Origin of the sequence: Hyphomicrobium sp., from assembly GCF_003987855.1 — a bacterium.
Classification (GTDB): Bacteria; Pseudomonadota; Alphaproteobacteria; order Rhizobiales; family Hyphomicrobiaceae; genus Hyphomicrobium_B.
In genome coordinates, this window is the sequence record NZ_RXIZ01000014.1 from 105,646 (window position 1) to 115,839 (window position 10,194).

Annotated in this window: 13 protein-coding genes and 1 pseudogene; 9 read left to right on the top strand and 5 right to left on the bottom strand. The window is 57.5% G+C overall.

What is annotated here, in order from left to right:
- Nucleotides 1-7: 7 nt before the first annotated feature.
- A complete protein-coding gene (locus EKK30_RS12635) occupies nucleotides 8-805 on the bottom strand; it encodes an undecaprenyl-diphosphate phosphatase (RefSeq protein ID WP_290985577.1) in 798 nt (265 codons plus the stop codon).
- A gap of 143 nt (nucleotides 806-948) precedes the next feature.
- On the opposite strand from EKK30_RS12635, the gene EKK30_RS12640 reads away from it, so the two are divergent.
- The 4 genes from EKK30_RS12640 to EKK30_RS12655 all read left to right on the top strand — a co-directional run bounded on the left by EKK30_RS12640 (nucleotide 949) and on the right by EKK30_RS12655 (nucleotide 4,702).
- The gene (locus EKK30_RS12640; protein WP_290985580.1) at nucleotides 949-1,653 is read left to right on the top strand and encodes a glutathione S-transferase family protein; all 705 of its coding nucleotides are present in this window, start codon (nucleotides 949-951) and stop codon (nucleotides 1,651-1,653) included.
- A 47-nt stretch (nucleotides 1,654-1,700) separates the two neighbouring features.
- Entirely contained in the window at nucleotides 1,701-2,813 is a 1,113-nt protein-coding gene (gene queG, locus EKK30_RS12645; protein WP_290985583.1) for a tRNA epoxyqueuosine(34) reductase QueG, read from the top strand.
- Nucleotides 2,810-3,682, top strand: a complete 873-nt coding sequence (locus EKK30_RS12650) for an SDR family oxidoreductase (protein ID WP_290985585.1) — start codon at nucleotides 2,810-2,812, stop codon at nucleotides 3,680-3,682. Before queG ends, EKK30_RS12650 begins: the two co-directional genes overlap by 4 nt.
- Before the next feature lie 99 nt (nucleotides 3,683-3,781).
- Entirely contained in the window at nucleotides 3,782-4,702 is a 921-nt protein-coding gene (locus EKK30_RS12655; protein ID WP_290985588.1) for a hypothetical protein, read from the top strand.
- 4 nt (nucleotides 4,703-4,706) lie between these two features.
- Here the strand turns inward: EKK30_RS12655 and EKK30_RS12660 are convergent, their stop codons facing one another.
- A complete protein-coding gene (locus EKK30_RS12660; protein ID WP_290985592.1) occupies nucleotides 4,707-5,501 on the bottom strand; it encodes an alpha/beta hydrolase in 795 nt (264 codons plus the stop codon).
- A gap of 35 nt (nucleotides 5,502-5,536) precedes the next feature.
- Here EKK30_RS12660 and EKK30_RS12665 point away from each other — a divergent pair, with 35 nt between their 5' ends.
- The 4 genes from EKK30_RS12665 to EKK30_RS12680 all read left to right on the top strand — a co-directional run bounded on the left by EKK30_RS12665 (nucleotide 5,537) and on the right by EKK30_RS12680 (nucleotide 8,744).
- The gene (locus EKK30_RS12665; protein ID WP_290985595.1) at nucleotides 5,537-6,733 is read left to right on the top strand and encodes a glycosyltransferase family 4 protein; all 1,197 of its coding nucleotides are present in this window, start codon (nucleotides 5,537-5,539) and stop codon (nucleotides 6,731-6,733) included.
- 84 nt (nucleotides 6,734-6,817) lie between these two features.
- The gene (locus EKK30_RS12670) at nucleotides 6,818-7,480 is read left to right on the top strand and encodes a hypothetical protein (RefSeq protein WP_290985598.1); all 663 of its coding nucleotides are present in this window, start codon (nucleotides 6,818-6,820) and stop codon (nucleotides 7,478-7,480) included.
- A gap of 203 nt (nucleotides 7,481-7,683) precedes the next feature.
- On the top strand, nucleotides 7,684-8,214 hold the full coding sequence (infC, locus tag EKK30_RS12675; RefSeq protein ID WP_290985600.1) for a translation initiation factor IF-3: 531 nt from the start codon (nucleotides 7,684-7,686) through the stop codon (nucleotides 8,212-8,214).
- A 155-nt stretch (nucleotides 8,215-8,369) separates the two neighbouring features.
- Nucleotides 8,370-8,744, top strand: a complete 375-nt coding sequence (locus EKK30_RS12680) for a Crp/Fnr family transcriptional regulator (protein WP_290985603.1) — start codon at nucleotides 8,370-8,372, stop codon at nucleotides 8,742-8,744.
- Between the two features lie 57 nt (nucleotides 8,745-8,801).
- On the opposite strand, the gene EKK30_RS12685 is transcribed toward EKK30_RS12680, so the two are convergent.
- Nucleotides 8,802-9,035 (bottom strand): glycosyl hydrolase family 5, encoded by a 234-nt coding sequence (locus tag EKK30_RS12685; protein ID WP_290985606.1) that lies wholly within the window; start codon nucleotides 9,033-9,035, stop codon nucleotides 8,802-8,804.
- Between the two features lie 162 nt (nucleotides 9,036-9,197).
- Nucleotides 9,198-9,398, bottom strand: coding sequence for a hypothetical protein (locus EKK30_RS12690; RefSeq protein ID WP_290985608.1), 201 nt, complete (start codon nucleotides 9,396-9,398; stop codon nucleotides 9,198-9,200).
- Nucleotides 9,399-9,576: 178 nt separating this feature from the next.
- Between EKK30_RS12690 and EKK30_RS12695 the strand changes: the two genes are divergently transcribed.
- Nucleotides 9,577-10,005, top strand: a complete 429-nt coding sequence (locus EKK30_RS12695) for a GtrA family protein (RefSeq protein ID WP_290985611.1) — start codon at nucleotides 9,577-9,579, stop codon at nucleotides 10,003-10,005.
- An 8-nt stretch (nucleotides 10,006-10,013) separates the two neighbouring features.
- Here EKK30_RS12695 and EKK30_RS12700 read toward each other — a convergent pair.
- A pseudogene (locus EKK30_RS12700) lies at nucleotides 10,014-10,194 on the bottom strand (hypothetical protein); the annotation flags it as partial.

Below are 10,194 nucleotides of genomic sequence, written 5' to 3' on the forward strand. Positions count from 1 at the left end.
CATCGGCTCAATGCATGACGGCAATCACGCCCAAGCCTATGCCGCCAACAAGAAGGCGCCACCAGCCAAAGAATGACAGTCCGCGCTTGGAAATGAAGTCGAGCATATAGCGGACCACGATCGCACCGGTGACGAATGCGGCGATGAAGCCAAGAACGATATGGCTGATATCGTCGGGCGTCAGGATCGACCAATTCTTGTAGAGATCGTAGGCGAAGGCGCCGGTCATTGTCGGCATCGCCAGAAAAAACGAAAACTCTGCAGCCGTACGCTTATCGGCGCCAAGCAGCATAGCGCTGACGATCGTCGAACCCGACCGCGAGACACCGGGGATCATAGCCAAGCATTGGGCGAAGCCGATGACCACCGCGGCGAGCGGAGGAATATCCATCACATCGGCATAACGCGGCATGTAGCGCAACCGATCGACGTAAAGGAGGATCACACCGCCGATAACGAGCGATATGCAGATGATCAGCGGTGATTCAAAAAGGAATTCCTTGATGAACTTATGCGCGGCAACCCCGATGAAGACCGCCGGAAGAAAAGCGACCAGGATCGCGAATACGAAGCGCCGTGTTCGCGGATCGCTCGGAAAATCGACCGCCAATTTCCACAGTTTGGCTGAATAAACCGTCAGAAGCGCCAGAATCGCGCCAAGCTGGATCAGTACCTCGAACGTACGGCCTGCAGAGGTTACGCCAAGAATTTTCTCGGTAAGCAGCAGATGGGCCGTAGATGAAACAGGCAGATACTCCGTCAAACCCTCGATCAGCCCGAGCAATACGACTTGCCATGTTTCCATTCTCAGGTATTCCCCCTCGGGTGCGAAAAGTGGCCGAGCGTTAGCAGAAAACTGCTGCCGCGCCAAAGTGGTCGATTAGCCGAGTTGTCCTCGAATCGGCGAGCCCAGGTGTATTGTGCACGAATTGCCTATCCAGGAGTGCTATGCCTCATCGCCTCACGCAATATCGCCTTTGCCCACGATCCCGATCGGTGCGCCTGGCACTCGCTGAGCATCGCATCGACGTCGAGCTGTCGGAAGAAAAGCCCTGGGAATGGCGACAGAGCTTCCTCGCTAAAAATCCGGCTGGCGAATTGCCGGTGCTGGAGCTTGAGAATGGACTGATGCTCTGCGGGGCTTACTCGATCTCGGAATTCATTGCCGAGGATATGGCCGTGGCCGGCACCCCGGTCAGTCCGGCACCCCCTGCTCTCTTTCCCGGCTCCCGCGAAGATCGAGCTGAGATCCGTCGTCTCGTCGACTGGTATCATGGTAAATTCGACCGCGAGGTGACGCGCGAGCTGCTGGTTGAGAAGGTTTATAATTCGATGCGGCCGACAGGGCCGATCGCGCCAGATCCGGGAGTCCTGCGAGCAGTGCGCGCTAACCTTCGCTATCACCTCTCCTACACCGGCTATCTCGCCGACTCCCGCCGCTGGCTCTCGGGCGACGAACTCAGCTTCGCGGATTTCGCCGCAGCTGCACAGATCTCGACGTGCGACTATCTGGGCGAAATTCCCTGGCAGGAGTATCCGGCGCTCAAGGCCTGGTACCAACGCCTAAAATCGCGGCCTTCATTTCGTCCATTGCTTGGCGACCGCGTACCGGGGGCCGCGCCGCCCCTTGCTTATTCAGATCTCGATTTCTAAATGGCTGTATGCCTGAAGCTTCGCCACCTCATTCCGATCTCACAGTCATGCTTCGCGACGACGCTCGGAAGCTTGGCCTTGATGCCGTCGGCATCGCGCGGGTGGCCAGTGACGCAAGGCTCCCCGAGCGGCTAGCGCATTTCCTCAGCGAGAAGCGTCACGGCGACATGGATTGGATGGAAACCCATGCTGACCGTCGCGCAGATCCTTTGCGTCTTTGGCCTGAGGCCCGAAGCGCAGTGCTTTTTGGTCAGTCCTATGCTCCCTCGTCCAATCCGTTGGACGCGCTTCAGCAGCGTTCGAACGCAGCGATATCGGTTTATGCGAAAGGTCGCGACTATCACGATGTCCTGAAAAAGCGGATCAAATCGCTAGCGCGCGCATTTGCAGAAAAATCCGGGGCCGACGTCAAAGTCTTTGTCGATACGGCGCCATTGATGGAAAAGCCGCTCGCGGCAAAAGCAGGGATTGGCTGGCAAGGGAAGCACACTATTCTCGTTTCCCGAGAGCACGGAAACTGGCTCTTCCTTGGCGCGATGCTCACGACAGCGGAACTCGAGCCCGACGAGAGCACGCCAGACCACTGCGGCACATGCCGACGCTGCCTCGATATTTGCCCGACGAATGCGTTCCCAGCACCCTACCAGCTTGATGCGCGGCGCTGCATCGCCTACCTCACGATCGAGCACAAAGGACACATCGCGCCCGAATACCGTGTCGCGATCGGCAACCGCGTTTTTGGATGTGACGACTGCGCGGCCGTCTGCCCCTGGAATAAGTTTGCGGGTGCTGCCAGCGAAATCAAATATGCAGCTCGGCAAGAAACCGACAATCCACCACTTGCGGATTTGCTCGCGCTCGACGACGCGGCGTTTCGCGCGCGCTTTGCCGGCACTCCCATCAAGCGAACCGGCCGGGACCGCATCGTGCGAAACGCGCTTATCGCATCAGGCAACTCTGCCGATCGTTCGCTGCTTCGTCACATCGTTCCATTGCTCGAAGACCAATCGCCGCTCGTTCGCGCCATGGCGGTCTGGGCCTCGCGGCGTCTAGCCGATGACGAAGAGTTTTATGTCTTGCGCGAGCGCTTCGAACGCATTGAGCAAGACCGCGAGGTCGCTTCCGAGTGGATCATGCCAATGGAGGAAAAAGCGGCATGAGCCGTCTCTTCTGCTTCGGACTTGGATACTGTGCTGGTGAACTCGGCGGCAGGCTCCTCAAGAAGGGCTGGACGATCTCGGGGACAACAACACATCCTGACAAGATCGCCGCGCTAAAGGCGCAAGGCTTCCAGCCGTTTTTGTTCAATGGAAAATCGGCTCCGGGCGATGTCGCGGAGGCGGTGGCATCTTCAACGCACGTCCTGCTTTCAATTCCTCCCGATGCAGAGAGTGATCCGGCGCTCCGGCACTTCGGTGGAGTGATCGGGCAGAGCCCGGCTGTTGCCTGGATCGGATATTTCTCGACCGTTGGCGTCTACGGCGATGCGCTTGGCGATTGGGTTGATGAGAAAACAGAACCCAATCCGGGTACCGAACGTGGCAAGCGGCGGCTGATCGCGGAGAACGGTTGGACCGAGCTTGCGAATGCGTTCGGGAAGACGCTGGTGATATATCGGTTGCCCGGTATTTACGGGCCCGGCCGCAGCGCTATTGATCAATTGCGAGCGGGCACCGCGCGGCGAATTTTCAAACCCGGACAATTCACGAACCGGGTCCATGTCGCCGATATTGCCACCGCAGTCGAAGCTAGTCTGGGTCTTGCTCGCGGCACGCATGTGTACAATGTCACCGACGACATGCCGGCGCCGCCGCAGGATGTGATCGCGTTTGGCGCGGAGTTGCTTGGGGTCCCGTGTCCGCCAGCGACGGACCTAGCCGACGAAGCCGTGTCGCCTGCAACGCGGAGCTTCTACATCGAGAATAAAAAAGTCTCGAATGCACGTATGAAGTCGGAGCTGGGGATCAAACTTGCCTATCCCACCTACTTCGATGGCCTGAAGGCGATCGCTTCCGATTCATCGGCATAGATTTTTTGCGCACGGCCACAGGTTCTCCCGCATTTCGCCAGAAAGGAGAACAATGGTGCGCGCCATCATTCGCGAATTCGCGATGAACGGAACGTCAAGATGCATCAGAAGATCAAAGCGATGCTCATTGCGGCGGCCGCTGCGTCCGCAGCTTCTTTGGCAGCAGCAGCCGATACGATCGATCCCGCCCAAGCCCTGGCGCAAAAGTTCTCGAATGCCAGCGATGAACGACCGGTGCCTATGAAAGCATCGAGGTCATTCGCTGCGCCCGGGTCCGATTACGAAGCGGATATGCTGGCCCGCGCACGCGCCGAAGAAAACGAGCGAACCACTCGCGCGACACAGCAGGTGGTTGCCAAGCCCTCACCTGTCGCGCGCGTGACCCCGGAAGCCGCTCCACCTCCAGCAGCGATTCTTCAAGCGCCTTCCTCCGCGCCGCCGGAACTGGCGGCGTCGCCGAAGATTGCTGCTCTGCCGCAGGCGCCAACGGTTTCAAACGCCGCTGCCGAGCTGCCATCGCGCGCGGACGCGCCCAGCATTGCATCAGTGTTGCTCGTCCTCGATCACGGCGCCACTCAGATGAGCTTCAAACCTGATCCGGTCATCTGTATCGACAATCGCTGCTGGATTTCGAACGGCATCACCTCGGCTGCCCTCGAGATGCCGCGCAATCAAGCTGTTGCGTTGCAGACGACGGTTGGAACGTCGCCAGAAACCTGCAGCGGCAAATCCGGCTGTATCTATCGTGGCATCCGCATCGATCCTCAATCGCGGATCGACGTGATCGAGGTCGGAGAGGCGGGCGGCGCTTCCGAAGGCGCCTATACGCTTGCTGTAGACAAGAGCTGCCGGAAGGAAGGCGAGGCCCTGGTTTGCGATAATGGCGTTGCGACCCAAAACTTTCGCATCTGGGTCGTCCCTGAAAGCACCGCAGCGCTCGTCGGCGCGTCGAGCCTGGAGAGCGCGGTAGCGGAGGGCTTACCGGACTCTGGGACTGCATCGTCCTCGATCGACAAGTAGCACTCTAGAGAAGTCGGTCGAGTTCAGCGAAAAGCAGATCGAGATCCTGCGGGCGCGACAGCCGGTGCTCGCCGTCCTCAATTTCCACAAGCCGGATCTTGTCACCTTTGAGAAACGTCATGAGCTCACGCGTATGCGCGATCGGCACGTCAGCATCTTCCCGTCCCTGTAGAATCGTTACCGGCCGTTTTGGCTCGAATGGCTGACGCGCAAAGAGGTGCTTGCGGCCGTCTTCGATTAGTTCGCGCGAAATGACGTAGGGCGATGCATAAGCGGAAGGTTGGCGAAAAACACCCCTGGTTACAATCTCCTGCTGAACATCGTTAGAGAAACGCTTCCACATCAATTCTTCAGTCATATCCCATGCTGGAGCGATCAGGAGCAGCGCCTTGATACGGGTTGCATCGTCGGACTTTTCATTGAGCAGCTTCCGTAAAAGCAGAAGAGCTATGTAGCCTCCCATGCTCGAACCGATCACAATTTGCGGGCCGTCGGTCACACTCCTGAAGACAGCCTCAGCCTCCTCCAGCCAGCGCCCGATCGTGCCGAATTCCATACTGCCGGAGGACTTGCCATGCCCGGAATAATCGAATCGCGTGGAGGACAAATCGCGCCTATTCGCCCAATCGGCGATGGCGGTGGCTTTCGTCGACGCCATGTCGGACATGAAACCAGATAGCCAGAATAGGCCCGGCGGGCCCGCATGCGTGGCGAGATATCGGATATCCCGTTCATCTAATCCGGATCCGACAGTAAGAGTTTGCGGTTCGGAGCCCGCGATTTTATAGGATCGATCCATGGCTGGTCCCAATGTTCTCGAATTCACGAGCTGAAATGAATAACTCACTCACGGTGCTGCAAGTCATACCTCGCATGCGTGCGGGCGGCGCCGAACTCGGATGCCTGCAGATCGCGACAGCACTGGTTCAAAATGGTCATCGTGCTTTGGTGGCATCAGAAGGCGGATTGCTCGTTGATCAGTTGAAAGCGGCGGGAGCGGAACATATCAAGATGCCGCTTGCCACTAAAAATCCGCTCGGGCTCATTAAAAACGCTTCTAAACTTGCGGGCATCATTCGCCAGGAAAACGTTTCGATTATCCATGCGCGCAGTCGGGCGCCTGCTTGGAGTGCGCTTTACGCGGCACGGAGAACTGGAATTCCGTTCGTGACGACCTATCATTCGGAATATTCGGAAAAGGGACGTCTCAAGAACTTCTATAATGGCGTGATGGCGCGCAGCGATATCGTTATTGCAGTTTCCGATTACATGGCCCATTTGATCCGGACTCGCTACAAGACACCGGAGGGCCGCATTGCCGTTATTCACCGCGCGTTCGATGCCGAAGTGTTCGATCGGTCGAAGTTGACGCCTGATCGAATTGCTGCCGTTCGCAAGCAGCTCGATGCGGATGGAAGCAAACCCGTTCTCATGCTGGCCGGGCGCATCACTCCAAGAAAAGCTCAACATCATCTGGTCGACGCGCTTGGCCTTCTCAGAGCGCAAGGTGCGCCCGATTTAATTTGCGTATTGGCGGGGGAAATCGAAAAACCGGCATTCAGGTCGGAACTCGAAGCGCAAGCTAAGCGTCTTGGAGTGTCTCACCAGTTGCGGTTTCCCGGACACGTCAAGGATATCGCCGCCGCTTATGCCATCAGCGACATCGCATTGAACATCTCCGAGCAAGAAGGGTTGCCTCGCGTCGCTATCGAAGCACAGGCGATGGGCGTTCCACTCATCGTTTCAGACACAGGGCCCGGCCGAGAAGTGGCTTTGACAGAGCCCGACGTCTCAGCGGATAAAGCTTCAGGTCTGCGCGTTCCCTATGCGGCTCCCGATGCCGTGGCTGCGGCAATATCCAGGATGCTGTCGTGGCCGGCAGAGAAGAGGAGAGCGTACGGCGAGCGAGGTAGGGCTAACGTTCACAGCCGCTTCACCCTGCAGCAGCTGATCTCCAAGACGCTTGCCGTTTATCACCGGGTACTCCTGGGCAGGTCTTCCTCTGGTCAGCTTCTCCCCGACAAGCCATAGGGTTCGACAAAGAACGTGCAAACAATCATCTGCATAAAGTGGGGGACTAAATACGGCGTCGAATTTCTCAATCGCCTAGCGTCTATGATTCGACGCAACACGGCTCGCGAGACGCGGCTCATTTGCTTTACCGATGATCCGCGAGGCGCCGATCCTTCCATCACGATCGCACCGCTGCCGCCGATCAATCTTCCGGATCGCGTCGCGTGGAGCCCCTGGCGGAAGCTCTCGCTCTGGCAACATCCGCTTCTCGATCTTGCGGGCGATGTTCTCTTTTTTGACCTCGATGTCGTCATCACCGATTCGATCGACGATTTTTTCGACTACATGCCCGGAAAATTTTGCGTTGCTCAGAACTGGACGCAGCCGAACGCACAAGTGGGGAATACGTCCGTTTACCGATTTCCTGTCGGCAAGATGTCTTACATCTTCGATGTCTTCAACGAGGACCCGGAGAATGTTCTATCCCGCTTTCGCATCGAGCAGCAGTACATCTCGGCGGTCTGCAACGATGGAGTATTCTTTCCGGCGGAGTGGTGCTTGAGCTTCAAACACTCGCTCGTGCCGGTCTGGCCATTGAACTTCTTCGTCGCCCCGCAATTGCCGGCCGGAACCAAGGTTGTTGCCTTCCATGGCAAGCCCGATCCCGACGAGGCGCGCGATGGCATCTGGCCGGTGACGTCGCCATGGAAACGCATTTACAAATACGTGCGACCGACGCCATGGATCGCGGAGCACTGGCGATGAGCCGGTAATGGGCGCCAAATTTGCCTGCGGCACCGCTTTGTACCCCAAAAAAACTGTCAAATTCCGAGCTTGGCGGGGTTTCAGCCACAGGCTGCGCTTGACTTAGGCGATCGTTTTTCCACATCTTCGGCTCGGCCTCGGGCGCATATGCTCCCCCGGCCAGCATCGCAACCACAGAAGGAGCTTGTACCATCCGTAAACCTATGCGCCCCGAGCCTCAGAGCCGGGAAAACTCTGGCCCCCGCATCAACGATCAAATCCGGGCCCGAGAAGTCCGTCTCATCGATGAGACCGGTCAAAACGTCGGCGTAATATCAAAATTCGATGCTCTTGCCCGGGCCCAGGACGCCGGATTGGATCTCGTTGAGATCTCGCCCGACGCAGAGCCTCCCGTTTGCAAGATTCTCGATTTCGGCAAATTCAAATTCCAGGAACAGAAGAAGGCAGCCGAGGCTCGCAAAAACCAGAAGATCGTCGAGTTGAAAGAGATCAAGATGCGCCCAGGCATCGATGACCACGACTACGACGTGAAAATGCGGGCCATCAAGCGATTCTTCGAAGACGGCGATAAGGTCAAGATCACGCTTCGCTTCCGTGGACGTGAGATGGCGCACTCTCAGCTTGGAATGGCGGTATTGCAGCGCGTGAAAGCCGATACCGAAGCGATCTCAAAGGTCGAAAGCGAGCCGCGTTTTGAGGGTCGTCAAATGGTGATGGTTCTCGCCCCTAAATGAACTGGCTGTGGCGGGGTCATCTCCCCGCCCCAGTTCGTTGCCTTCCATTTACTCTTTTCAATCTCTTTTCGACGACGGCCAATAGCGTTCTTGCGGACGCTGATTGCCGGTTTTAGCTTCGTTTCGTCACTCCGCGCCGGCCATGGAGGCGCCATATGGGCGAAGATCCATCGTTTGATTTTTCGATCCTCGGCCGCGTGGGCGCACCTTTCAGGCATTTCCGGCCCGGCGAGAAGATTTTCCTCGAAGAGGACAGAGGCGACGCCATGTACATGGTGCGCTCTGGACGCGTCGATCTGATCACTTACGGCATCGTTCTCGAGAATGTCCGAACCGGTGGCATTTTCGGAGAAATGGCGCTGATCGACGATGGCCCTCGTAGTGCTGCCGCAATGGCCGCGGAGCCAACGGAGGTCGTAATGATCGACAAACCGACATTCCTGGCGGTTGTTCGCGACGACCCGCAATTCGCGCTGAAGGTTATGGGTTTGCTGGCAGTGCGTCTGCGTCGGATGAACAAGCAGGTCTAATTGCAAACCGAATTTCGCCAGCGACCCGGATGGTCGCTGGCGATTGAACGCGATCGACTAGCAGCCGTGACGCCACATGCAGCGGCGGAAACGCGGACCGCCCCAGCCCCAACGGCTCGCGCAAATATTGCGCCAACGCCAGCAGTAGCGGCCCCATGCGGCCGGTGCCGCGAGCGACTGGTTCGTTTCGATGCCGTTGAGTGGGGTAAGTTGAGCAGCCTGAGATGTGGTTGCCGTAAGCGACAACCCGACTGCGACGACAGACGCTGCCAATACAGGTGCAAGACGCATGTTCGACTCCCTTTATTGATTTCATTAGGTACGCGAATGTGCGGATGTAATCTCAATTCTACTGGCTGAACGATGACTGAACGCAAAGCCATCCACCTCCATACAAATAATTGAAAAAACCGGGCCGCTCATTCCACAGCGATCCAATGCGCGGTGCTGATCTCAATCAAGGTCGACCAAGCCCAGCGCGGCCAGACAGATCGCAGTTGCGATCATCACAATACCGACGACAACGACAAGGGCAGGATAGAAGGCGGCGAACACAACGCCGGCACGCCATCCTGCGGCCGAGCGGAAGCTGATAAGGGCGGTTGGAAACGCCGCGACCGAAAGAATTGCTAAGAAAAATGGTTCGAGCATCATGCGCGCTCTCCGCAGAGCAACCGGATGAACATGGCTCTGATTAAATGCCTGAGATTGCCGCGTCGGCCAGTCAAGCAGCGCTAATTGGGCGCAAATGAAGATAAGCCTTGCTTCTCGCGTTAAGAGGGTCGCGAGGGCCGGCAGCTAGCGCTTTTGCACCTGCGGTGGGTTGCCCAACGTGCGCGGATACCGTTATGGCTACGCCATGCATCCGAAGCTCCGGGAATTCCTGCTTTATACGGGCGTAAATCTTTCAGCCACGATCGTGGACTACACGATGTTTCTCACGCTGACTCACGTCTTTGGCTGGCCGATCCTGCAAAGTGCCATTTCGTATACGATCACGACATTCCTCAACTATGGGATGACGCGCACGTTCGTCTTCCGCCATGGCCTCAGCCCGAAGAAAGAACATCGCCGGTTCCTAGAATACTTGGGAACCAACCTGATCGGACTTCTCATCACGGCGGTCGTCATTTGGGTGACGGTGCACGAGATGGGTCTCAAGCCCTTCTTTGGCAAAACGATATCCGTTCTGACCTGCTTCGTTTCTCTCTATTACGTGCGCACGCGCATCGTCTTCGGCAAAGACACCGCAGCCGCATGATCTTTGAATCAGAGATTGACGTGCTGGATGACGTAGCTTCCGGCCGCCGCGATGATGCCTGCCAGTAGAATGAAGGGCAGCACCGAGACGAGCACCATCAGCAGTTCGACAAACGCCCGGAAGATCTGCTCGGCAGCCCGCCAGAGAGCGAAGAAGCCGCGATAGAGAACGTAGACAATGGCGATGACG

Bases quoted from the DNA above. Each gene is read 5' to 3' on its own strand.
- EKK30_RS12635 (WP_290985577.1), bottom strand. From the start codon at position 805: ATGGAAACATGGCAAGTCGTATTGCTCGGGCTGATCGAGGGTTTGACG.
- EKK30_RS12640 (WP_290985580.1), top strand. From the start codon at position 949: ATGCCTCATCGCCTCACGCAATATCGCCTTTGCCCACGATCCCGATCG.
- queG (WP_290985583.1), top strand. From the start codon at position 1,701: ATGCTTCGCGACGACGCTCGGAAGCTTGGCCTTGATGCCGTCGGCATC.
- EKK30_RS12650 (WP_290985585.1), top strand. From the start codon at position 2,810: ATGAGCCGTCTCTTCTGCTTCGGACTTGGATACTGTGCTGGTGAACTC.
- EKK30_RS12655 (WP_290985588.1), top strand. From the start codon at position 3,782: ATGCATCAGAAGATCAAAGCGATGCTCATTGCGGCGGCCGCTGCGTCC.
- EKK30_RS12660 (WP_290985592.1), bottom strand. From the start codon at position 5,501: ATGGATCGATCCTATAAAATCGCGGGCTCCGAACCGCAAACTCTTACT.
- EKK30_RS12665 (WP_290985595.1), top strand. From the start codon at position 5,537: ATGAATAACTCACTCACGGTGCTGCAAGTCATACCTCGCATGCGTGCG.
- EKK30_RS12670 (WP_290985598.1), top strand. From the start codon at position 6,818: ATGATTCGACGCAACACGGCTCGCGAGACGCGGCTCATTTGCTTTACC.
- infC (WP_290985600.1), top strand. From the start codon at position 7,684: ATGCGCCCCGAGCCTCAGAGCCGGGAAAACTCTGGCCCCCGCATCAAC.
- EKK30_RS12680 (WP_290985603.1), top strand. From the start codon at position 8,370: ATGGGCGAAGATCCATCGTTTGATTTTTCGATCCTCGGCCGCGTGGGC.
- EKK30_RS12685 (WP_290985606.1), bottom strand. From the start codon at position 9,035: ATGCGTCTTGCACCTGTATTGGCAGCGTCTGTCGTCGCAGTCGGGTTG.
- EKK30_RS12690 (WP_290985608.1), bottom strand. From the start codon at position 9,398: ATGATGCTCGAACCATTTTTCTTAGCAATTCTTTCGGTCGCGGCGTTT.